Here is a 23413-nt window from a genome sequence, read left to right on the forward strand (position 1 = left end):
CCTGACCTCACCCGACCTACCGAAGCGGACGGTTCCATGGCCTACTTCGTCACCGGCGCGACCGGCTTCATCGGCCGGCACCTCGTGCAGGAGCTGCTCGACCACCGCGACGGCGAGGTGTTCGTGCTGGTGCGGGAGGGGTCCCGCAGGCGGCTCGACGCGCTGGTCCGCTCGTGGGGCGTGCCCGGCCGGGTGACCCCGGTGACCGGCGACCTCGGCAGCCCGGGGCTCGGCGTGGACCCGGCCTGGGTCGAGGAGCACCGCGGCTCCGTCGAGCACTTCTTCCACCTCGCGGCGCTCTACGACATGACCGCGCCCGACGACCTGAACGAGCAGCTCAACGTGGGCGGCACCCGCGCGGCGCTGGGGCTCGCGGCCGACCTCGACGCCGGTGTCTTCCACCACGTCTCGTCCGTCGCCGCCTCCGGTGACTACCCCGGCGTCTACGACGAGAGCATGTTCGACGTCGGGCAGGGCCTGCCGTCGTCGTACCACCGGACGAAGTTCGAGTCCGAGCGGATCGTCCGCGAGGAGTCCGAGGTGCCCTGGCGGGTCTACCGTCCGGCGGTCGTCGTGGGCCACTCCGAGACCGGGGCGATGGACAAGGTCGACGGGCCCTACTACTTCTTCCCGCTGTTCAAGCGGATGCGCGACAGCCTCCCGCAGTGGCTGCCCCTGCTCGGCGTGGACCTCGGCGACACCAACGTCGTCCCCGTCGACTACGTCGCCAAGGCGATGGACCACATCGCCCACGAGCCGGGGCTCGACGGCCAGGCGTTCCACCTGGTCAACCCCGACCCGCAGCCCACGGTGGAGGTCGTGAACACCTTCGCCGCCGCCGCGCAGGCCCCGCGGTTCGCGGTGCCGTTCGACCGCCGGGTGACCGGCATCCTGCCGCGCGGGGTGCTCCCCCGGGCGCTGCGGCCGAGCGGTCTGGTCAGCAACGCGCTGCGGCTGGCCCCGGTGCAGCTGGCGCTGCGCGAGACGATCGGCCGGCTCGGCGTCCCTCCCCAGGTCCTCGAGCACGTCTCCTTCCCGACCCAGTACGCCTCACGCCGTACCGAGCGGGCGCTGCGCGGGTCCGGCATCTCCTGCCCCGACCTGGACAGCTACGCCCTCACCCTGTGGAACTACTGGGAGGACCACCTCGACCGCACGACCGCGCAGGACGACCACCTGCGTGAGGCGCTGGCCGGCCGGACGGTGGTGATCACCGGTGCCTCGTCGGGCATCGGCAGGTCGACCGCGCTCAAGGTCGCCCAGGCCGGCGGCGTCCCGGTCCTGGTGGCGCGCGGCAAGGACAAGCTCGAGGACACCCAGGCCGCGATCGAGGCTGCCGGCGGCATCGCGTACGTCTACCCCTGCGACCTCTCCGACCTGACCGCGATCGACGCGCTGTGCGAGCAGCTCTGCGCCGAGCACGAGACGATCGACTTCGTGGTCAACAACGCCGGCCGCTCGATCCGGCGCTCGCTGGCGCTGAGCCACGACCGGTTCCACGACTTCGAGCGCACCATGCAGCTCAACTACTTCGGCGCGGTCCGCCTGGTGATGGGCGTGATGGAGAAGATGCGGGCGCAGGGGTTCGGCCACATCGTCAACGTCAGCTCGATCGGCGTGCAGACCAACCCGCCGCGGTTCAGCGCCTACGTCGCCTCGAAGGCCGCGCTCGACGCGTGGAGCAACGTGGTCAGCTCCGAGGTCGTCGGCGACGGGGTCAGCTTCACCACCGTGCACATGCCGCTGGTGAAGACCCCGATGATCGCGCCGACCAAGATCTACGACCGGTTCCCCACGATCACCCCGGCGCAGGCGGCCGACCTGGTGCTGCGCGCGCTCGCGGACCGGCCGCACGAGATCAACACGGCGCTCGGCAGCCTGGGTGCGGTCGCGCACACGGTGGCGCCGAAGACCACGTTCCGGATCCTGCACCTGGCCTACCAGGTCTTCCCGGACTCGGCGGCCGCGCGCGGCGAGGACGCCGGCGACGCGCCGACCTCGGAGCAGATGTTTCTCGCCCGCCTGCTCAAGGGCGTGCACTGGTAGGCGGCGCCTCCAGCGCGGGGTAGCCGTCCATCGGTACGACGTCCCCCCAGCGCTCCGCGAGCCCCGCCAGCAGCGACTCGAACAGCGCCGCGGTCGCGGGCCACTCCCCCGCGTCACGGGCCCGGTCCACGAGCCCGCGGACACGCAGGACCACCCTCTGCCGGATGGTGGCCCGGCCCCAGTCGCGGTCCTCGGCCACCACCTTCGGCAGCAGCCAGGTCACCATGCGCAGCGCCCAGTAGGCCCGCACCGCGAGCAGGGCGGCGTCGTACGCCGCGTCGTCGCGGGCCGCGGGCAGGTGCTCGCCGAGCACGGACCGGTAGGTCCGCTCCAGCGAGGTCTGGAGCGCGGGGTCCAGGGTGCCCACGCACCAGCAGGTCGGGAACGGCACGGTGAGGTAGGCGCCGTCCACCAGGGCGTGCCGCAGGCCGGCGAACTCGAAGTCGAAGTGGGCCAGCCTGCCGTCAGCGGCGAGGAGGTTGTTGTCCGGGCACGGGTCGCCGTGGGTGAAGGCCGTCCAGGCGGGGTCGGTGAGGCTTTCGCGGAGCGCGGACAGCTCGGCGGCGAGGGTGGCGTCGACCGGCAGGCCCAGCGGGCCCAGTGCCCCGGGCAGCCCGGCCAGCACCTCGCCGACCTCGTCGCCCCACGCCGTGTCCGGGTCGGTCGCCCCGAGCGCGCGGCTCTCGGCCCGGAACGCGTCGAGGTGCGGCCGCGTGGCACCGTTGAGCGTCCCCAGCGACCGGGCGTAGCGGTGAAGCGCGTCGACGGCCGCACCGTCCGCGGGTGCCGCGCCGACACCGGAGGCGAGCAGGACGTCGGCCAGGCTGACGCCGTCCCCGAGGTCCTCCATCACCACGACCCGCTGCCGCGCGGAATCGCCCACCAGGCCCGGCGCCCCGAGGTCAGCCTGCCCGGCCACCTCCGGCCGTGACAGGAACCGGAGCGAGGCGAGCTCGGCGTGGAACAGGCCCAGGGCGTCGGGGTCGCCGGCCGACGCGGACTTCAGCCGCTTGGCGACCACGCTGGCGGGCAGGTCGCCGGGGCCGTCGAGGTGCAGCCGCAGCAGCGCGCTGCGCTCTCGGACCCCGCCGACCCGTCGCGACCTGGTCACCCGCGCGTCGGCCCCGAACGCCTCCCGGACCACGGCCGCGACCGGTGCGGTGGTCGCGGAGCGGCCCCAGGTGCTCATGGACCCCCACGCTAGTGCAGGCGCCCGGATCCTGAGATCCGGCTGCACGCGACCCGCCGAGCTGCCACCCTGGACCGGTCATGAGTCACCTGTGTTGTCGCTGCCGCTGACACCAGCCCCGGCTGGTGCACCACCGCCTGCCGACGACCGCCCGACCCGGAAGCCGTGACCATGACCTCCTCCGCTCCGCTGACCTTCCCCGCCTGGACCGCCGCCCTGGGCGACCGCGGCCTCACCGTGCTCTCCCCCAGCCACCGCGTCCCGGTCGCGCTGTGGCTGCGCTCCGCCGAGCACGGCATGCTGCACTTCTTCGCGCGCGGCACCCGGGTGGTGCTGCGCACCCACCGCCCGGAGGACCTGACCTGGCTGCTGCTGCGCTCGGAGTGCGACTGCGCCGAGCACCGCACGGCGGGCGCGGGACGACGTCTCGTCCTCCGGCCCGGCGCGGTCCCGGTCGCCGAGGTCGTGCTCGACGGCGCCGCGGCGCACGACTGGCGCGGCTACGACGCCGGGCTGATCGACGTACCGACGGCGGCGGCGGTGTTCGACCGGCTGCTCGCGGACCTCGCCGAGCCGGTGCAGGCGCACGGCGCCGTCGCCTGACCGCACCCGAGCCTCACCGGGGTCTTCGGCCAGGTCGGTGACCGTGGCCGCTCGCGACCGGGCCCGGACAGGCAACGAGGCCGCGGATCGGTACCCCTGATCTCACCGACCCACGACCTCGTCAGAGCGACGGGCCCGCCGGGTTGGCTGACGGGCCCGTCGCCCGGCCTACTGGGTGTCCACCGCCTCGAGGACGACGTCGGTCGCCGCGCCGAGGTAGGCGGAGGTGACCACGAAGGCGGTCCCGGTCGGCAGCGCGCCGGACTCGTCGGCGGCGCTGGAGGCCGCGCTGCCGATGAGCTCGCAGTCGGTGTTGTAGAAGTACAGGTCGAGGTCGTACGCCGCACCCGACCCGGTCGCCGCCACCTTGTGGGCACCGTCGCCGAAGGACTCCGGCAGGGTGCTGACCCAGCCGTCCGTGCCCTGGCTGGCCGGCGGGGCGCTGCACGTGCTCGCGAGCTCGGCGCCGACGACGCCGCCGCCGGTCAGGTCGCTGCTCGGGTTGCTGCCGGCGATCGTGAACGTCTCGGTGAACGGCTCGTCGAGAGGCGCCGGGGGCAGCGGCGACACCTTCACCGGCGCGTTGCTGAAGACCTGCAGGTCACCGAACTGCGCGTTGGTCTTGGTCTCGCCGAGCGCGGAGTCGGCCCACAGCCGCACGTAGGACGCCTTCACCGGAGTCGGCAGCGTGAACGTGCGGTAGTGCACGTCGCCCACCGTCGGCCGCGGGATCTGGTAGTCGAACGCGTCCTTGCCGATCGGCTGCGTCTTCCAGTTCACGCCGTCGTTCGAGGTCTGCAGCGTGAAGGAGCGGACCGCCTCGAAGCGCGACGTGGTGAAAGCGCTGACCTGGACCTTCGAGATGGTGGCCGGCCGGGCCAGCTTCACCACGGCGTTGCCGGACTTGACGGTCGTCTTCCACCGGGTCTGCTCGGTGTCGTCGATCAGCGACTTCGCGCCGCCGGTGGTCGAGGAGACGACCTGCGCCCCGTTGGCCTCCGAGGTCAGGTTCGGCGCGACCGCGAACTGCTGCGAGAGCGTCTGGCCGGCGGCCACGTCGAGCGCGTCGACGGTCCGGGCGCCGTACCCGCGGGCCTGGATGGTCAGCGGGTAGCTGCCCTCGGCGGCGGTCACGGTGAAGCGGCCGTCGGCTCCGGTCCGCGCGACCGGGGTGACCCCGGCCTCGAGGGTGCCGAGCATGATCCGGGCGTCGGCCACCGGGTCGCCCGAGGAGGCGTTGACCACCCGGCCGGCGAGCACCCCGTTGCGCTCGGGGTTCTGGTGGGCGAACGACGGGACGGGGTCGATGTCGCCGGCGCCGGTCTCGTCGGCCTCGCTCTTCTGGTTCGAGGCGCCGGTGCCCATGCCGTGGTCGGCGAACGCGCCGTACACGACGTCCTGGAGCACGTCGAAGTCCGCCCGCGAGTGGTAGCGGATGTCGAGCGCCTTGAGGATCGCGTCGCGCATGTCGAGCATGCTCGGGTCGTTGGGAGCCAGCGGCATCCCGTCGGTGACGATGAACGAGGCGACCTCCGCGGCCTCCTGCTCACCGAGCTCGGCGACGAGGGCCTGGCGCATGTCCCACAGGGTCGCGGTCCAGATCTCGCCGTCGGAGTGCACCTCGGGGCCGCCGAGGTCGTAGCCGATGTCGCCGAAGTTGGCCTCGGTGTCGTCGTAGGCCCAGTTGCGGATGCCCCGCTCCTCGTTGCCGGTCACGTAGGTGCCGACCACCGAGTTGTCCTGGAGCCCCTCGCGGTGCAGGTGGTTCAGCGCGTACCAGTCGCCCCAGCCCTCGCCCATCGAGCCGGACTGGTGCCCGCCGAGCGCGCCGTCCTCGGTGCCGACGTAGCGGTTGGACAGGCCGTGGGCGTACTCGTGCTCGATCACCCCGGCGTCGAAGTCGCCGTCGCGGCAGGGCCCCTCGAACGCGTCGTTGATCGGCTCCCACAGGAACATCCCGCTCCACGGCGGGATGCCGTCGGGCAGCGTCAGCATGTAGGCGTTGTCGCGGCCGGTGTACGTCGGGGCGCCGCCGCTGATCGCGCCGGCCTGGACCAGGCCCATGATCGGGTCGCCGCCGTCGGCCTGGAAGTTCCCGGCGCTCTCGGTGAACCCGTAGGAGTAGAACTCGTCGTGGATCCGGTTGTGCTGGTAGAAGAGGTTCGTCGACGAGGCGTCGGAGTCCTGCTCGTACGCCGGCGGGACCGCCTGGCACTCCGAGGTCTCCCACGCGTTGGGGAAGCCGAAGTTGAACTGGCCGGTCGGAGCCACGGTGCGGTTCGCCTGGTCGAGCGGGGCGATGAAGTTCGACCAGTTCTTGAAGGTGTCGGCGTTGTTGCCGAGCGTGGTCACCCCGATCCCGGTGAGGCCGGTCGGGTCGACGTACCCGCCGGGCGACTCGGCGGTGGGCCCGAAGCTGACCTTCTCCTGCTCGCCGCCCTGCGGGGCGCCCGGGTAGTTCTCGTAGACCAGGCCCTCGGCCTCGTGCTGCACCAGCGAGGTCTTGTAGAGCACCTCGCCGGTCTGCGCGTCGACGACCATGTCCCAGGCCTCGTCGAGCTTGTTCACGAAGAGCACGCGGTAGGCGGCGCGGGCGCCGTCCGCGGTCGGGAACGCGGCCTTCTGCACGTAGGACTGCGAGGCCAGGCCGGTCTCGAAACGGTCGAAGCCGGCGACGTCGCCGTCGGCCCTCGGCGCCAGCGACGTGACGCCGAGGGCGGCGCCGGCCCTGGTCAGGGCAGCCGCGGCGGTGAGCCCGTACGAGCCGAGCAGGTCGCTGTCCGGGGCCACCTCCCCGGTGAATGCCAGGACCCGGCCGGCGCCGTCGACCGCGAGGCCCATGGAGCCTCCGCGGACGGTCCGGACCCCGGCGACGGTCTGGGTGAAGTTGACGACGTGCACGTCGACGCCGGTGAGCCTGTGGTCGCGGGTGACCGCGAGGGCGGCGACCTCGGCCGAGCTGAGCCCGAAGGCGGCGCGGTTGGCGTCGACGAAGGCGCGGGCGACGTCGACCGCGGACCCGTCGCGGGGCGCGGAGAGGGCCTCGCCGGGCGCCGGGTAGATCGTGCGCGGAGTGCCGAACTCGGTGTCCCAGGTGACCCGGGCGCCGCTGCCGGCCCGCGCGACCAGCTGCTTGACCGCGTCGACGCGGCTGCTGTCGGGCCGGACCAGCGGGTTGCCGGTGCGGCTGTCCTCGGCCGCGTGCCCGGACGGGGTGGCCAGGGAGTGCTCGGTGACTGCCTCGGCTGCGGGGAGCAGTCCGCCGGCGGCGAGGGTGGCAGCCGACGTGGCGAGGATGGTCGCGACAGCTGCGGAACGGCGGAGGCGCATGCGTGCCCTTTCGTTGGACCGTAGGCCCGCCGGGGTTGGGCGGGCACACGTGTCTCAACGACGCTGGGTGCGATTGGTCACGTGCCGGCCGCGGGCTCCTCGCCGGTCGCGATCGGGCGTGCCGGGTCGGCCACCCACCCACTCCAGGAGCCCGGGTAGAGCGCGGCCCGCACTCCCAGCACCTCCAGGGCGAGCACGTCGTGCGCGGCGGTGACACCCGAGCCGCAGTAGACGCCCACCTCCCGGCCGCCGAGGGCACCCGCGCGGGTGTAGAGCGGCTCGAGGTCCTCGGCGGGTCGGAACGTCTGCACGTCCGCCTCGGGCGCGCCCACCAGGTTCGCGGTGGCGGGCAGGTTCACCGCCCCGGGGACGTGTCCGGCCACCGGGTCCACCGGCTCCACCTCGCCCCGGTAGCGCTCCGGGGCGCGGGCGTCGAGGAGGACGCCGTACCGGGCGACCCGGGCCGCGCCGTCCGCGTCGAGCACCGGCATCCCGCCGGGACGGGCGGTGAGGTCGCCCGGTTCGCGGGGCACGGTGTCCCCCTCCTCCACCGCGCCGCCGGCCGCGACCCAGGCCGGGTAGCCGCCGTCGAGCACCCGCACGTCGCGGTGGCCGTGGTGCCGCAGCAGCCACCAGCACCGCGCCGCGGACGTCCCGCCGACGGCGTCGTACACGACGACGGGCCGGTCCTCCCGCACACCGCAGCGGCGCATCGCGGCCTCGAACCGCGCCGGGTCCGGCAGCGGGTGCCGTCCCCCGGGGCCGGGCGGGTCGGCCAGGTCGGTCTCGAGGTCGATGTACGCCGCCCCGGGGAGGTGCCCGCGGGCGAACTCCTCGGCTCCGGGCGGCCCGCCGAGCCGCCAGCGGACGTCGAGCAGGGTCACGGGCTTTTCCGTGTCGAGCAGCGCGGCGAGCGCGGCCACCGTGGTCAGCGGGCCGGGCGCGGGGCTGGTCTGCGGACGGGTCAACGGGGTGGGGTCGGCCATGCCCGCGAGTATGCCTCGGGACAAACCGCCCCGCGAGGCGGGATCCGTCCCCGATACTGCTCCCCGTGCATGCATCCCTCAGGCGCCGCCTCGCCTCGCCGTTCCTCACCGTGGCGCTCGCCGTCGGTCTCGTCGTCACCTCGGCCGGCTGGGTCAGCGCCGCCCACCAAGGCGGGAGCCCACCGGAGTGCTACTCCGTCGGTGGGGACAGCAGGCTGACGTTCCACATCATGCACGGCGGCGAGACCTCCCGGGTGACCTTCTCCGTCGCGGAGTCGGAGGACGAGGTCACCGCGAGCTTGTCGCAGGACGTGGGCGCCGGCTTCCACACCGTGGTCGGACTCCCCTCCACCGTGACCTACCAGCTGGGCGAGGCTCTCGGCGACCGGCAGGTCGTGGACCCCGCTGGGCGGGCGATCCGGCGCTGCTAGGCCACGACGGCGCCGCCGGGTCTCCCCTCGGGCGGCGCCGTTCGCCTGCGCGTGCGAGCGGGGTTGCGCGAGGATGCCTCCCATGGACTGGACGCTGGAGGTCGTGCTACTCCCGGTGAGCGACATCGACCGCGCGGTCGCCTTCTACCGGGACCAGGTCGGCTTCGTGCTCGACCACGACACCCGCACCGAGCAGATGCGCGTCGCGCAGCTGACGCCACCCGGCTCGGGCTGCTCCATCGTGGTCGGGGACCTGCCGGCGCAGCAGGAGATGGCGCCGGGGTCGATGCGGGGCCTCCAGCTGTGCGTCGCGGACGCGGTGGCCGCCCGGGAGGAGCTCCTGGGCCGCGGCGTCGAGACCAGCGAGATCACCGTGTTCGACGAGCGCGACGGCGGCACGTTCTTCGGTTTCAGCGACCCCGACGGGAACACCTGGGCCGTCCAGCAGCTCAAGGTCCGGGGCGAGAAGCCGCTCATTCCGACGGAGGCCCGGGACCGGTTCGGCGCCGAGTGAGCTGAGCCCTCAGGTGGGCGACGAGGCCGACGAGGGCGTCGAGCGACCGCTCACCCGAACGGCAGCGGCTCCGGCGCGAGGGAGACCGCCTTGGCCCGGGCCGCGGTGAGCTTGCGCCGGTGGTGCTGGCGGCAGAGCACCTCGTAGCCGACGTGGGAGTCGGCGGGCTCCTCGTCGGCGCTCTCGATGTCCCCGACGACCACCACCTCGCCCTCGGTGACCATCACGCCGTTCTCCGTGCGGGCGTTGTGGGTGGCTCGCTTGCCGCACCAGCACAGGGCCTCCACCTGGAGCACGTTCATCCGGTCCGCGAGCTCGACGAGCCGCGCGGAGCCCGGGAAGAGCTGGGAGCGGAAGTCGGTGAGGATGCCGAACGCGAAGACGTCGATCTGGAGCTCGTCGACGATCCGGGCGAGCTGCTCGATCTGCTGCGGCGTGTAGAACTGGGCCTCGTCGCAGATCAGGTAGTCGATGCGGCCGCCGTGGGTCAGCGAGCCCACGACGTACTTCCAGAAGTCGAAGTCGGCCGCGACCTCGATCGCCTCGTGGGTGAGCCCGAGCCGGCTCGACAGGGTGGCGGTGCCGGCCCGGTCGTGCGTGGTGAAGATCCGTCCGACCCGGTTGCGCGCCGCGTGGTTGTGGTTGGTCTGCAGGGCCAGCGTCGACTTACCGGAGTCCATCGTCCCGGTGAAGAATTGGAGTTCAGCCACGGGCGAGAATCATGCCACGTCAGGCGACCAGGATCGGGACCAGCATCTCCGCCGAGGTCAGCGAGCCGTGCAGGCCGAGCAGCTTCGCCTCGTGCGGGAAGGCGGAGAGGCTCTGCACGGCGAAGTCGCCCCGGCAGGCGACCACGACGTCGCCGTACCGCGGCCGTACGACGGGCAACACCTCGCCGAACCAGCCCAGGGCGAGCGCCTCGTCGCGCGACAGCACCTCCGCCCGCGCGCCGAGCACGGAGCGCCAGCTGGCCACCACGTCGTCCACGGCGCCGCTGCGGCAGTACAGGTGGCGGAACCGCGCCTCGCCGCCGACCAGCGCCACGCCGTCCTGTAGGTCCGGCACCTCGTCCACGTCGACCCGCTGGTCGAACGGGGAGTCGACCATCCCGTGGTCGGCCACCACCACGACGCGGACGTCGGAGGGCAGCGTCTCGCGCAGGTGCTCGGCGGCCATGTCGATCATCGACAGCTGCTGCTCCCACTGCATCGAGGCGACCCCGTAGGCGTGCCCGGTCCAGTCCAGGTCGCCGTCGTACAGGTAGGTCAGCGAGGGCGACCCGGTCGACGCCTCCAGCGCGGCGGCCAGGCGCTCCCCGACGCGGTCGGCGCCGACGAACTCCGCGCCGCGCTGGCCGGCCACCGTCAGCCCGGAGGTCGCGAACGCGCGCTTGTTCACCACCGTCGTGTGCACGCCGGCGGCGGCCATCCGGCCGAACGCGGTCGGGTGGGACTGCCACTCACGGGCGTCGACGCCGGCGTCCCAGAGCAGCGCGTTGAGCAGCCTGTCGCTGCCCGGGATGCGGGAGGTGTACCCGACGACCCCGTGCGTGCCCGGGGGCAGGGCCGTGCCCAGCGACGTGAGGCTGGTCGCGGTGGTGGACGGCACCCCCACCGTCGCGGGGGCTTGCGCGCCGAGCAGCGAGTGCAGGAACGGCGCTTCCTCGGGGTGGTCGCGCAGCAGCTCGTAACCGAGGCCGTCGACGAGGAAGACGACGTACCGCCGACCCTCGGGGAGCTCGATCGAGGTGGGGCCGAGGCCGGCGTCGACACCCATCGCGGCCGCGACCGCGGGCAGGACGTCGCCGAGCGAGCGGTCGCCGTAGGCCGGGGCGGTGAACTCGTCGGTCATCGGGCGGGCGTGGTGCCCGCGGTGCTCGCGGACAGCACCTCGGCGAAGGAGAGCACGTGGGCCACGGCGTCGACCCCGTCGGCGGCGGCGCTGACCCGGATCGAGAAGTCGTCGGAGGCGATCACGCCGGTGTAGCCGTGGTCGGCCTCGCACTGCGGGTCCGAGCAGCCGGCCGGCTCGAGGTCGACCCGGCCGACGCCGCCCCAGCCGATGGTCAGGACGACCTCGCTGGCGCCGGGCGGCGGGACCGGCTTGCCGGCGTACGACGCCGGGTTGGCCACCATGCGGTTGACCACCACCGAGCGCACGGAGTGCAGCATCACCGCCTCGGTGGAGGTCGAGGTGTACGGCGCCGGCAGCAGGTCGTCCGGCTCGTGCTCGTCGGTGTGCGCCAGGATGAGGCGGCTCGGGGTGAGCACGACCACGGTCACGTGGCGGCGCACCTCGTCCCGGTCGATCGTCGGCTCGTGGTGGACCAGGAACGACACGACGCCCTCCCCCGCCACCGCCGCGTTCACCGAGTCCGCGACGACGTCGGGGTAGTAGCCCGACTTCTCGATGGCGGCCCGCAGGTCTGCGTAACGGTCTTGCATGCTGGTCAGTCTTTCATGCAGCCAGCGTGACCTCGGCCTCCACACCGTCCTGGGCGTCGGTCAGGTGCCGGCGCAGGTTGAGGAAGAGCAGCGCGCCGACCGCCGTGCCGCCCACGGTGCAGGCCACCCACACGTGCGCGAGCCCGTTGCCGATCAGCAGGCCGGCCAGCGCCGGGCCGACGATCATCGCCACGGTCCAGGTCATCCCCTGGAGCGCGTTGTAGCGCCCGCGCAGCTCCTCGGTGGCCAGGTCGTTGATGATCGCCGGGGCCACCGGGGCCCACAGCGTCTCGCCCAGGCCGAACAGCCCGAGCCCCACGACGACCAGCAGCACCGACGTCGCGCCGTCGACCGCGTCGGAGGAGGCGATCACCGCCCACGACAGCGACCAGATCGCCGCGCACAGGGCGAGCATCGACGTACGCCGCCGGCCCTTGATCAGCCGGAGGGTGACCAGCTGGCCGAGCACGATCGCGGCGGTGTTGGCGCCGAACGCCCAGCCCAGCGACTTCGCCGGTACGCCGGCCACGTCCACGGTGTACGCCGCGAACCCGGCCTCGAACTGCGCGTAGCCGAAGGTGATCACCACCACGGACATCGCGACCACGCGCACCAGGGTGCGGTCGCGGAGCACCTCCCGCCAGCCCGGCTGGGGCCCGATCTCCTCCTCGGCCTCCCGGCGGGCCATCGCGCCGGTGCCGCGCGGCAGGCTGAGGATCACCGCGATGTAGACGACGTAGGACAGCGCGTCGACGAGGTAGAGCCGCTGGAAGGACGTGACGTCGCTCGTGGAGATCATCAGGCCGCTGACCACCCCGCCGACGCCGAGGCCGGCGTTGAGCAGCATGAACTGGAAGCCGTAGACCTTCTCGCGGGCCTCCTCGGGAACCAGCCGCGTGAGCATCGCCGTGCTCGCCGGGTAGAGCCCCACGGTGCCGAGGGTGATGAAGGAGGAGACCAGGAACGCGTGCCAGGTGTTCTGCACCAGGGCCAGCGACGCGACGCCGATCGCCTCGGCGGTGAGCCCGACGATCATCACCGGGCGCGGCCCGAACCGGTCGATCAGGGTGCCGCCCAGCGGCGAGCCGACGAAGCCGAGCAGGCCCATCCAGGCGAAGAGCAGGCCCACGGTGGACGTCGAGATGCCGCGCATCTCCGCGAGGTAGACGTAGAGGAACGGCATGGTGAGGCCGCTGCCGAGCGCGGAGAAGGCGATGCCCACGAACAGCCGCTTGACCAGCGGGTCGAGGCGGGGCGGCACCAGCGCCTCGGGCTCGTCGGAGACGATGATGTTGTCCACGAGCCGGAATTCTCCGGTAAGCGGCATTCGCGCGCCAACGAATTACCCACCCCGCCCGGTGAGGTGGGCCACAGCCGCCGCTACGACGCGTCCGAGGGCGCGGCGTACCGGCTGTAGAGGCTGTTCATCAGCAGCAGGCCGGGGTCGTACCGGCGCTTCAGCGCGAAGAACGCGTCCAGCTCCGGGTAGGCCCGCTCGAGGTCCGCGCGGGTGTAGTGCTGCTGGTAGGGCAGGTAGAAGGTGCCGCCGTGCTCGAGCGCGCTCGCGACCAGCGCCCGGGTGAGGCCGGCCATGTCCCGGTTCGCCCGCGGGGTGACCTCCTGGCTCAGGTAGAGCACCAGCGAGAAGCGCTCCTCGGCGGCGTAGCCGAGCATCACGTCGTCGCCGGGGACCGAGCGGATCGAGGCGTTGAGCAGGACCGCGTCGTGCTCACGGAGGGCCGCCCGGGTGTCGTCGAGGAACGGCACCAGCCGGTCGTGCGGCAGGAAGTACTCCTGGAGGATGTCGGTGTGCCGGTCCATCCGGTTCCGCAGCAGCCCGAGGCTGTTGTACATCGCCTGGTTGCGCCCGACCAGGCACGCCTCCGCGTCGCGCAGGGCCTCGTTGCGGGAGCGCCGGCAGGAGCGCACGCGGGGCAGCAGGTGCCGCTGGGCGGCCCACTTCACCCGCTGGCCGACCTCGCCGGTCCGCGCCAGGTTGAGCACGAAGCGGCCGAACGCCATGCTCTCCGGCTCGCGCAGCGGCGGCACCGGCTCGCCGGCCGCCGTGGTCTCGTAGGTGTACACCACTGCCTCGCGCAGCAGGCTGTCCGGCGAGGTGGACAGGTGCGCGTACATCAGCCGGTACCGGTCGTCGGGCCAGAGCTCGTCGCGGAACAGGTCCGGGAAGCGGTCGTAGGCCACGGTCCGCTGGGTCAGCTCGTACATCTCGCTGTCCACCAGGTCGAGCTCCGCCTCCAGGACCACCCCGAACAGGCCGTAGCCGCCGAGCACGGCCCGGAACAGCTCCGGCTCGTGGGTCCGGTCCAGCGTGTGCACGGTGCCGTCGGCCAGCATCACCTCGAGGGAGCGCACCGTGGCCGAGAGGCTCCCGGCCCGGAAGTCCAGGCCGTGCGCGTCGATCGAGAGGGTGCCCCCGACGCTGAGCACGTCGATGCTCGGCATGGTCGCCACGGACAGGCCGTGCGGGTGGACGGCCTCGAGCACCTCGTGCCAGGTGGCCCCCGCCTGGACCGTCGCGGTGCGCGCGGCCGGGTCCACCCGCACCCGGTCGAGCCCGCGCATGTCGAGGACCAGCGCCCGCGGGAAGAACGCCTGGCCGCCCATGCTGTGCCGGGTGCCGGCCACGGACACCGACAGCCCCTCGGCGCGGGCGAAGGCGAGCGCCTCCCGGACGTCCGCGGCGGACCGCGGCCGCACGACGCCGTACACCGGGGTGCGGTTCAGGCAGCTGGCGTCGTTGAGGGTGCCGCCGCGCTGGGCGAGCTCCCCGGGGTACTCCGCGACGGGGCGTGCCAGGTCCGGCGCCACCGGCGTCGGAAGGGCGTGGACCGCGCAGTCCTTGGCCGAGGCCGGGGCCCCGGCGAGCTCGGCGACGGTGAGCCCGCCGTAGGTCAGCACCACGACCAGGACGGCACCGACGAGCACCACCCGCGCCCTGCGCACCGCCGTCCCCCGACCTCTCATGCCTGGAGGCTACGCAGCGGAGGCCGCCTGCGCCTGAGTATCCGCACCCGGCCCGGGCCGTTCTCGTACTCGGGTCGAGACCGGGGTACGGCGCCCCGGCCGCGGAGCGGAGGGCACTGGTCAGTCGTGCAGGGTGTCGCCGACCTGCGAGCTGAGCCGGCGGACGAACCAGTCCGAGCGGGCGTCGGCGACCGGCTCCACCCGGCCGACGGCGTTGAGCACGGTCGCACCGTGCGCCCCGGCGAGGACCAGGTTGAGGTCCAGCGAGCTGATCTGCGGGAGGTCGTTCTTCAGCTGCGCGACCCGGAGCAGCAGGTGCTCGATCGCCTCGACGTCGACCTGCTCGCTGCCGCGGTAGCCGAACAGCAGCGGGGCCGCCTTGATCTCGCGGACCATGTCGGCCGCCTCGCCGCCGTGCATCGGCGGGATCCGGTAGGCCCGGTCGCCGAGCAGCTCGCTCGCCGCTCCGGAGACGCCGAAGGAGACGACCGGCCCGAACAGCGGGTCCTCGAGCCCGCCGATCGCGACCGGCACGCCCGGCGGGGCGACCCGCTGCACGATGAAGCCCGCGGTCCCCGGCTCGTCGATGATGCCGTGCATCGTCGACCAGGCGTCGCGCATCTCGGCCTCGGTGTCGATGTTGCGCCACACGTGCGCCAGGTCGAGCCGCTGGCGCAGGTGCTCGGCGGTGGCCTTGAGCACCACGTCCCAGCCGAGCTTCTCCCCTGCGGCGACGGCGGCGTCCTCGGAGTCGACCTCGATCCGCTCCCAGAGCGTGATCCCGTAGGCGTCGAGCACGTCGCGCAGGTCCTCGAACGACAGGTCGCGGCCCTCGGGGTGCTCCATCAGGATCCGGTTCACCCGGCGCCGGGCGCGGCTCTCGTCGACCTCCTCGGGCGCGACGACCTCGCCCTCGGGGCGGGCCAGCCACGCGGCGTAGTCGACCACCCGGGCCAGGGCGCGCACGGCGGCCTCCACCGCGGGGTACGACGGGACCGACCCCCGGCCGGCGGTGGACCCGGCGACGTCGGGCACCCGGAGCAGCTCCGGGACGCCCTCGCTGCCGAGGAAGCTGGACACGAGCGGCTTGTCGGACTGCTCCCCCACCGCGGCCAGGACGTTGGCCACCTCCTCGCCGGTGGTGTTCAGCGGCGGGATGAACACCGCGACCACCGAGTCGACCTCCGGGTCGTCGATCGCGGCGTCGAGCGCGTCCTCGAAGTCCTCGGCGGTGGCCTCCGGGCCCAGCGCCACCGGCTCGCGGACCTGGAGGCCCACCGAGGCGGCGGCGTCGGCGGCGAGCAGCCCGAGCGCGTCGGAGTTGCCGATCACCGCGACCCGCCGGCCGCGCGGCAGCGGCTGGTGGGCGACGAGCTGGGCGACGTCGAACATCTCGTCGAGCGTGTCGACCTGGATCACCCCGGCCTGGCGGAACATCGCGTCCACCGCGGCCTGCGGGGCGATGATCGAGCGGACCGCGTGGCCCATCGGGACGCCCTGCGTCGTACGCCCGGAACGGACCGCGATGACCGGCTTGCGGCGCGAGACCCGGCGGGCCACCCGGCTGAACTTGCGCGGGTTTCCGATCGACTCCAGGTAGAGCAGGACCACCTCGGTGCTGGCGTCCTCCTCCCAGTACTGGAGGAGGTCGTTGCCGGAGACGTCGGCGCGGTTGCCGGCGCTGACGAACGAGGAGAGGCCGAGGCCGCGGCGGGCGACCTTCTCCAGGATCGCGACACCGAGGGCGCCGGACTGGCAGAAGAACCCGGCGCGCCCGCGCGGGGGCATCACCGTGGACAGCGACGCGTTCAGGGAGGTGTCGGCGGCCGTGTTGATGATCCCGAGGCAGTTGGGGCCGATCAGCCGGAGGCCGTAGCTGCGGGCGAGCCCGACGAGCCGCCGCTGGCGCACCCGGCCCTCCTCGCCGGTCTCGGCGAAGCCCGAGGAGATCACGATCATCCCGTGCACGCCCTTGGCCGCGCAGTCGAGGACCACGTCCTGCACCGCCTCGGCGGGGACCGCGACGATCGCCACGTCGACGGTGTCCGGGATGTCGGAGACGGAGGCGTACGCCGGCATCCCGGAGACCGCCTCCGCGGCGGGGTTCACCACGTAGACCCGGCCCCGGAAGTCGCCGAGAACGAGGTTGCGCACCAGGGTCTGGCCGACCGTGTCCTGCCGCCGCGAGGCGCCGATGACCGCGATGCTGCGGGCGTTGAAGAACCGCTGGATCGAGGCGGCCTCGGCGCGGTGCTCGCGGGAGAGCATCACGCTGATCGAGGTCTCGGTGGAGTCGATCGGGAACTCGAAGCGCATCACCCCGTCCGCGAACCCGCCGGCCACGTGGTAGCCGGCGTCGCGGAAGATCTGGATCATCCGCATGTTCTCGGGGAGCACCTCGGCGACGAACTTCTTCACGCCGCGCTCCCGCCCGGCCTGGGCGAGGTGCTCGAGCAGCAGCTGCGCGATGCCCCGGCCCTGGTGGGCGTCCTGGACCAGGAAGGCGACCTCGGCCACGTCGCCCTTGCCGTCCTTGTCCACGATCCGGTCGAACCGGCCCACGGCGATGATCTTGCGGGCCACGGTCAGCACGAACGCGACCCGGTCCTTGTGGTCGACGTGGGTGAATCGCTGCACGTCACGCTCGGACAGCCGCGGCATCGGGGCGAAGAACCGCATGTACTTGGACTCGGCGGAGACCTGCTCGTAGAACTCGACGAGCAGCTGCTCGTCGTCGACGGAGATCGGCCGCAGGTGCGCGGTGTGGCCGTCGCGGAGGAGGACGTCGGCCTCCCAGTGCTTCGGGTAGTCGAGGCCGGGGCCCGGAGCTGTCGTCGCTTCGCTCACCCCGGAAATGTATCGCCTCCGGGCAACAGCGGCGTGCCCCCGCACGACTTCCAGGTGTCCCGGGAGAGAATGGCGCAATGGCACGACGCACCAAGCCCGCCCCGCCCCCCGACGACTTCGAGGAGCACATCCTCGACATCGACGTCGGCGACGAGATGCGGTCCAGCTTCCTCGAGTACGCCTACTCGGTGATCTACAGCCGCGCGCTCCCCGACGCCCGCGACGGGCTCAAGCCCGTGCAGCGCCGGATCCTCTACACGATGGGCGAGATGAACCTGCGCCCCGACCGCGGCCACGTGAAGAGCGCCCGCGTCGTGGGTGAGGTCATGGGCCGGCTGCACCCGCACGGCGACGGCGCGATCTACGACGCGCTGGTCCGGATGGTCCAGCCCTGGTCGCTGCGGGTGCCGCTCGTCGACGGCCACGGCAACTTCGGCTCCCCCGACAACGGGCCCGCCGCGATGCGGTACACCGAGTGCCGGATGGCCCCCGCGGCGATGCCGATGACGGTCTCGATCGACGAGGAGACCGTCGACTTCAAGCCGAACTACGACAGCCGAGAGCTCGAGCCGTCGGTGCTCCCCGCGGCGATCCCGAACCTGATCGTCAACGGCGCCTCCGGCATCGCGGTCGGCATGGCCACCAACATCGCCCCGCACAACCTGGTCGAGGTGGTCCAGGCGCTGCGGCACATGATCACCCACCCGTCGGCCGGGCTCGACGACCTGATGCGGTTCATCCCCGGCCCCGACCTGCCCACCGGCGGCAAGATCGTCGGCCTCGACGGGATCCGCGACGCCTACGAGTCCGGCCGCGGGTCGTTCCGGATGCGGGCCACCGCCCGCGTGGAGAGCGTCACCCCGCGCCGCAAGGGCATCGTGGTCACCGAGCTGCCGTACGGCGTCGGGCCGGAGAAGGTCATCGAGCGGATCAAGACGATGGTCCAGGCCAAGAAGCTCCAGGGCATCTCCGACGTCAAGGACCTCACCGACCACAACAACGGGCTGCGCCTCGTGATCGAGGTCAAGAACGGCTTCCACCCCGAGGCGCTGCTCGAACAGCTCTACAAGCTCACCCCGATGGAGGACTCCTTCGGTATCAACGCGGTCTGCCTGGTCGACGGGCAGCCGCGCACGCTCGGTCTCAAGGAAATGCTCGAGGTCTACCTCGGGCACCGCTACGACGTGGTCCGCCGCCGGTCGACGTACCGCCGGGCGAAGGCCGCCGACGAGCTGCACCTCGTCGAGGGCCTGCTGGTCGCGATCCTCGACATCGACGAGGTGATCCAGCTGATCAGGGCCAGCGAGAACGCCGCCGAGGCCAAGCAGCGGCTGATCACGGTCTTCGACCTCAGCGACGTGCAGGCCACCTACATCCTCGACATGGCGCTGCGCCGCCTGACGAAGTACTCGCGGATCGAGCTGGAGAACCGCAAGTCGGAGCTGGAGAAGACGATCGCCGAGCTCGACGCGATCCTCGACGACGAGAAGCTGCTCCGGAAGGTGGTCTCCGACGAGCTCGGCGAGGTGGCCAAGACCTACGGCACCCCGCGCCGCACCGTCCTGCTGGCCTCCGCCGGGCAGACAGTGACCTCCGCGGTCCCGCTCGAGGTCGCCGACGACCCGTGCTGGGTGTACCTGTCCTCGGCCGGCCTGCTGGCACGCAGCGGCGACGCGGAGCCGCCGGGCTCCGGAGGCGGCCGCACCAAGCACGACGTGGTGGTGTCGGCGGTGCGCACCACGGCCCGCGGCCAGGTCGGCGCGGTCACCAACCGGGGCCGGCTGGTCAAGCTCGACGTGCTCGACCTGCCCACGCTCCCCTCCACCGCGAACGCCCCGCACCTGCAGGGCGGCGCGCCGGTCAGCGAGTTCCTCTCCCTCGAGACCGACGAGCGGGTGCTCACCCTGTCGTCGTTCGACACCGACTCCCCCGGCCTCGCGCTCGGCACCCGCAACGGCGTCGTCAAGCGGGTCAACCCCGAGTACCTCAGCAACAAGGACGACTGGGAGGTCATCCGGCTCGCCGAGGACGACGAGCTGGTCGGCGCCGTGGAGCTGCGGACCGGCGAGGAGCAGCTGTGCTTCCTCACCGCCGACGCCCGGCTGCTGCACTTCGCCGCGGGCGGGGTGCGCCCGCAGGGCCGGGCCGGTGGCGGTGTGGCCGGTGTCCGGGTCGGTCCCGGCGAGCAGGTGGTGGCCTTCACCGCCTTCACGCCCGGCGACGACGCGGTGGTGGTGACCGTGTCCGGCTCCAGCACCGCGCTGCCGGGCACCGAGCCCGGCGCGGTGAAGGTGACCCCGTTCTCGGAGTACCCCGCCAAGGGCCGGGCCACCGGCGGCGTCCGCTGCCACCGCTTCCTCAAGGGTGAGGACACCCTGGTGTTCGCGTGGGCCGGCCGCGGCCCCGCGCGCGCGGCCGCGGCCAGTGGCGCGGCGGTGGACCTGCCCGAGGCGCAGGGCCGGCGCGACGGCTCCGGACTGCCCGGCACCCAGCCGATCGTGGCCTGCTCCTCGCCGGTGGAGGCCCTCCTCCCGGCCGGCTCCGCGAGCGACGTGACAGGCTGAGAGTTATGACACGTATGTCCCCCATGTCCGGCCGGTCCCTGGCGGGCCTGACCGTCGCCTCGCTACTCGCGGTCACGGGCTGCGCCAACGGCAGCGCCGGGGCGGACCAGAGCCCGGAGGAGGTGCTCGCGGCTGCCAAGACCGAGCTCGACGAGACCTCCGGCGTGCACGTGTCCCTGGCCACCGAGAAGCTGCCCCCGGCCGTCGACGGGATCCTCTCCGCGGAGGGCGTCGGCACGCACGACCCGGCCTTCGACGGCGAGCTCGTCGTGGCCACCGGCGGGATCACCGCCGACGTCTCCGTGGTCGCGGTGGACGGCACGGTCTACGCGAAGCTGCCGTTCACCAGTGACTTCGTGGAGATCGACCCGGCCAGCTACTCCGCGCCCGACCCGGCGGCGCTGATGCGGCCCGAGGGCGGGCTCTCCTCGCTGCTCACCGCCGCGGAGGGTCTGGAGGAGGGCGACCCGGTCCGCGAGAAGGAGAAAGTGCTGACCGAGTACACCGGCACCGTGCCCGGCGACGCGGTGGCCACGATCATCCCCAGCGCAGCCCCGACGAGCGACTTCGACGCCACCTTCACCGTGGACGACGACGACCGCCTCGCCGAGGCCGAGCTGACCGGGCCGTTCTACCCCGAGGCCGACGACGTGACCTACACGATCTCCTTCGACGAGTACGGCACCACCCAGGACATCACCGCCCCGTGACGCTCGAGGCGGATGAGCGCGTCCCCGGTCGCGGCACCCGCCTGCTGCTGGGCCTGGCCGCGGTCGCGGTGGCCTTCGCGGCCGCCGACACCTACGTGGTCGTCCTCGCGCTGCCGGACATGATGCGCGGGGTCGGGCTCGGCGTCGACGAGCTGCAGCGAGCCGCGCCGATCGTCTCCGGCTTCCTGCTCGGGTACGTCGCGATGCTCCCGCTGATCGGCCGGATCGCCGACCTCCGCGGCCGGGTGCCGGTGCTCGTGGGCTCACTGGTCGTGTTCGCGCTCGGCTCGCTCGTCACCGCGGCGTCGTACGACCTGCCGAGCATGGTGGCGGGCCGGTTCCTCCAGGGCGTCGGCGGTGGCGGCCTGGTGCCCGCGACCCTCGCCCTGGTCGCCGACCTCTACCCGCCGGCGCGGCGCGGGGTCCCGCTTGGCGTGGTGGGCGCGGTGCAGGAGCTCGGCAGCGTCCTCGGTCCCCTGTACGGCGCCCTGGTGCTCGCGTTCGCCGGGTGGGAGGAGATCTTCTGGCTCAACCTCGCGGTCGGCCTGGTCCTGGCCGCGGCGCTGCGTGCGGCCGCCGGGGGGCGCCCGTCCACGCGGGAGGCGCCGACCCGGCCCGACCTCGTCGGCGCGGCGCTGGCCGGGCTCGGTCTCGCCGCGCTCTGCCTGGTGCTGCTGGAGCCGGAGTGGCTCACCAGCGGCGTCACGCTCGGCCTGGCGTTCCTGCCCGTCGCCGGGGAGTCGCGCTGGCTGACCCCGGTGGCGCTCGCGCTCTACCTCCTGCTCGGCGCGCTCGTCGCCCGCTGCCTGACCGCGGCCCACCCGCTGCTGGACCTGCGCCGCTGGCGCGAGGTCGCCGGCCAGGCCGACCTGCCCGGCGCGGGCCTGCTCGCCTGCTCGCTCGGCGGCGTGATCCTCGCCTTCGCCACCGCCGACCCCGAGGTGCAGGTGTTCTCCCCCGCCGGCCCCGGGTACCTGCTGGTCTCCGTGCTCGCGGCCGCCGGGTTCGTGTGGCGCACCCGGCGCGCCGCGCACCCGCTGGTGCCGCGCGGCGCGCTCACCGCGACACCGGCGTGGGGGTCGCTGACGGTGAGCTTCTTCGTGGGGGCCGCGCTGATCGCCGCACTGGTCGACGTCCCGATCTTCGCGCGGGTCACCACGTACCCCGACTCGCAGCTGCTCGCCGCGCTGGTGCTGCTCCGGATGCTCGTCGCGCTGCCCGTGGGGGCCCTCGCCGGCGGGTACCTCAGCCGGCGCGTCCCCGCCGGGCTCCTCACCGCGGCCGGCATGGCGCTGGCGGCGGTGGGCTTCGCCTGGATGTCGGGCTGGGGGCTGACCAGCCTCGACCAGCCCGCGGCGACGGTCCCGCTGGTGCTGACCGGCCTCGGCTTCGGGCTGGCGCTGGCCCCGGTGAACGCCGCGCTGCTCGCCGCGACGGCCGACGCGGTGCACGGGGTGACGAGCGCCTTGCTGGTGGTCGCCAGAATGGTGGGCATGCTCGTCGGCATCTCCGCCCTGACCACGATCGGCCTGCGCCGCTACTACAGCGTCCAGGTCGACCTGCCCGCGCCCGCCGAGGTCTGCGAGACCGGCACCCGCTGCGCGGCGTACACCACGCTGCTCAAGGAGGCCGGACTGGCCCAGCTGCAGACCGTGTTCGTCGGTGCCGCGGTGTGCGCCGTCGTCGCGGGCGTCCTCGCGCTGGTCACCTTCCGGGGGGCCGCCACCCGCGCCGTCCGGACCGCCGAGGCGCTGAGGCAGGCGGGGTGAGCGGGCTGACGTGCAGCGACGGCTCCGCGGCGGCCGGTGAGCAGCTGGCCGGCAGCGCGCCGGAGGCGGTCGCCTGGGTGGCCCTCGAGCAGAACGGCCCGTGGGGCGCGAAGGCGTTCACCGACAGCCACCTCGACCCCGACCTCGGCCGCCGGGTCGAGGCCGCGGCGGCGGCGTTCGGGGTACGCCCCTCGCTGGTCCGACGGCCGGGACGTCACGCCGACGCGGCCGCCCGCGCGGGAGGTCGTCTCGGACCGGGCGCCGACCCGCGGCACGTGCTCGTCGCGTACACGCACCCCACCGGCCCCTGGCTGCTCGAGGGAACGCTCGACGACCCGGCGCGGCTGCTCGACCTGGACTGGGAGGCGCTCGCCGTCGGTGACGCCGAGGCGGTACGACGCTCACTGCCCGTGCTGGCGCGGACCGACCGGCCGCAGCTGCTCGTCTGCACCAACGGCACCCGCGACGTCTGCTGCGCGACGAAGGGCCGCCCCGTCGCGCTCGGCGCCGCCGCCGCGCACCCCGGGCAGGTCTGGGAGGTGACCCACACCTCGGGTCACCGGTTCGCCCCCACCACCGTGCTGCTCCCGGCCGGGACGCTGCACGGCCGGCTCGACGTCGCCGCCGCATGCGAGGTGCTGCAGGCCGCGGAACGGGGCGAGACGGTCCTCCCCGGCAGCCGCGGCCGCTCGACCTGGGCCGGACCCGCCCAGGTCGCCGAGCTCGCCGTGCGCGACGTGGCGGGTGTGCTCGGGCTGGACGCGCTGCGGGTGGTCACCCACGACGCCACCGGCGAGCGCCGCTGGAGCACCCTGGTCGCGCACGACGACGGCCGGACGTGGCGGGTGGAGACCGAGTCCCGCGACGCCGAGGTCGAGCGGGCGGAGTCCTGCGGCAAGGCGCTCAAGCCCCTCACGTACTTCACCCACCTCGTCGAGACGTCACTCGTTCGGCGTTGAGAGGTCACTCGTTCGGCGTTCAGGCGTCAGTCGTGA

General features: G+C 73.3%; 17 protein-coding genes. 8 read left to right on the top strand and 9 right to left on the bottom strand.

Features of this window, described 5'->3' with window-relative positions:
- Positions 1 to 36 precede the first annotated feature (36 nt).
- Positions 37 to 2046 carry an SDR family oxidoreductase gene (locus tag K1X13_RS02045; protein WP_221023374.1) on the top strand — a complete coding sequence of 670 codons (2010 nt, stop codon included), beginning with the start codon at positions 37 to 39 and terminating at the stop codon, positions 2044 to 2046.
- Here K1X13_RS02045 and K1X13_RS02050 read toward each other — a convergent pair.
- Complete coding sequence (locus K1X13_RS02050) at positions 2027 to 3235, bottom strand: phosphotransferase (protein ID WP_221023375.1); 1209 nt, start codon at positions 3233 to 3235, stop codon at positions 2027 to 2029. The genes K1X13_RS02045 and K1X13_RS02050 overlap by 20 nt on opposite strands.
- Before the next feature lie 171 nt (positions 3236 to 3406).
- Between K1X13_RS02050 and K1X13_RS02055 the strand changes: the two genes are divergently transcribed.
- Positions 3407 to 3838 (top strand): hypothetical protein, encoded by a 432-nt coding sequence (locus K1X13_RS02055; RefSeq protein WP_221023376.1) that lies wholly within the window; start codon positions 3407 to 3409, stop codon positions 3836 to 3838.
- Positions 3839 to 4006: 168 nt separating this feature from the next.
- Here the strand turns inward: K1X13_RS02055 and K1X13_RS02060 are convergent, their stop codons facing one another.
- Together K1X13_RS02060 and K1X13_RS02065 are read right to left on the bottom strand one after the other, a co-directional pair.
- Positions 4007 to 7168: a M36 family metallopeptidase gene (locus K1X13_RS02060; protein WP_221023377.1), complete on the bottom strand. Its 3162-nt coding sequence runs from the start codon at positions 7166 to 7168 to the stop codon at positions 4007 to 4009.
- A gap of 77 nt (positions 7169 to 7245) precedes the next feature.
- A complete protein-coding gene (locus tag K1X13_RS02065; RefSeq protein WP_221023378.1) occupies positions 7246 to 8154 on the bottom strand; it encodes a sulfurtransferase in 909 nt (302 codons plus the stop codon).
- A 65-nt stretch (positions 8155 to 8219) separates the two neighbouring features.
- On the opposite strand from K1X13_RS02065, the gene K1X13_RS02070 reads away from it, so the two are divergent.
- Both K1X13_RS02070 and K1X13_RS02075 read left to right on the top strand, forming a co-directional pair.
- Positions 8220 to 8585 (top strand): hypothetical protein, encoded by a 366-nt coding sequence (locus tag K1X13_RS02070; protein ID WP_221023379.1) that lies wholly within the window; start codon positions 8220 to 8222, stop codon positions 8583 to 8585.
- An 82-nt stretch (positions 8586 to 8667) separates the two neighbouring features.
- Entirely contained in the window at positions 8668 to 9099 is a 432-nt protein-coding gene (locus K1X13_RS02075; RefSeq protein WP_221023380.1) for a VOC family protein, read from the top strand.
- Positions 9100 to 9149: 50 nt separating this feature from the next.
- Here the strand turns inward: K1X13_RS02075 and K1X13_RS02080 are convergent, their stop codons facing one another.
- The 6 genes from K1X13_RS02080 to K1X13_RS02105 form a co-directional block, all read right to left on the bottom strand.
- On the bottom strand, positions 9150 to 9809 hold the full coding sequence (locus tag K1X13_RS02080; RefSeq protein ID WP_221023381.1) for a thymidine kinase: 660 nt from the start codon (positions 9807 to 9809) through the stop codon (positions 9150 to 9152).
- A 19-nt stretch (positions 9810 to 9828) separates the two neighbouring features.
- Positions 9829 to 10950: an alkaline phosphatase family protein gene (locus K1X13_RS02085; RefSeq protein ID WP_221023382.1), complete on the bottom strand. Its 1122-nt coding sequence runs from the start codon at positions 10948 to 10950 to the stop codon at positions 9829 to 9831.
- Positions 10947 to 11543: a DUF5998 family protein gene (locus tag K1X13_RS02090; protein ID WP_221023383.1), complete on the bottom strand. Its 597-nt coding sequence runs from the start codon at positions 11541 to 11543 to the stop codon at positions 10947 to 10949. The genes K1X13_RS02085 and K1X13_RS02090 overlap by 4 nt, the downstream gene beginning before the upstream one ends.
- 13 nt (positions 11544 to 11556) lie before the next feature.
- Positions 11557 to 12843, bottom strand: a complete 1287-nt coding sequence (locus K1X13_RS02095; RefSeq protein WP_221023384.1) for an MFS transporter — start codon at positions 12841 to 12843, stop codon at positions 11557 to 11559.
- 80 nt (positions 12844 to 12923) lie between these two features.
- Positions 12924 to 14528: an FAD-binding oxidoreductase gene (locus K1X13_RS02100; protein ID WP_221023385.1), complete on the bottom strand. Its 1605-nt coding sequence runs from the start codon at positions 14526 to 14528 to the stop codon at positions 12924 to 12926.
- Between the two features lie 120 nt (positions 14529 to 14648).
- The gene (locus K1X13_RS02105) at positions 14649 to 17375 is read right to left on the bottom strand and encodes a bifunctional acetate--CoA ligase family protein/GNAT family N-acetyltransferase (protein WP_221023386.1); all 2727 of its coding nucleotides are present in this window, start codon (positions 17373 to 17375) and stop codon (positions 14649 to 14651) included.
- 77 nt (positions 17376 to 17452) lie between these two features.
- Here K1X13_RS02105 and K1X13_RS02110 point away from each other — a divergent pair, with 77 nt between their 5' ends.
- Genes K1X13_RS02110 through K1X13_RS02125 form a run of 4 tightly spaced genes read left to right on the top strand, consistent with a single transcriptional unit; the run spans position 17453 to position 23377 of the window.
- Entirely contained in the window at positions 17453 to 19939 is a 2487-nt protein-coding gene (locus K1X13_RS02110) for a DNA gyrase/topoisomerase IV subunit A (RefSeq protein WP_221023387.1), read from the top strand.
- 5 nt (positions 19940 to 19944) lie between these two features.
- Positions 19945 to 20649, top strand: a complete 705-nt coding sequence (locus K1X13_RS02115; protein WP_221023388.1) for an LppX_LprAFG lipoprotein — start codon at positions 19945 to 19947, stop codon at positions 20647 to 20649.
- Positions 20646 to 22418: an MFS transporter gene (locus K1X13_RS02120; protein ID WP_221023389.1), complete on the top strand. Its 1773-nt coding sequence runs from the start codon at positions 20646 to 20648 to the stop codon at positions 22416 to 22418. The genes K1X13_RS02115 and K1X13_RS02120 overlap by 4 nt, the downstream gene beginning before the upstream one ends.
- Positions 22415 to 23377, top strand: coding sequence for a ferredoxin family protein (locus K1X13_RS02125; RefSeq protein WP_221023390.1), 963 nt, complete (start codon positions 22415 to 22417; stop codon positions 23375 to 23377). Before K1X13_RS02120 ends, K1X13_RS02125 begins: the two co-directional genes overlap by 4 nt.
- Positions 23378 to 23413: the final 36 nt, after the last annotated feature.

The sequence above is a fragment of the Nocardioides jiangsuensis genome, from assembly GCF_019679455.1.
Lineage (GTDB): Bacteria > Actinomycetota > Actinomycetes > Propionibacteriales > Nocardioidaceae > Nocardioides_C > Nocardioides_C jiangsuensis.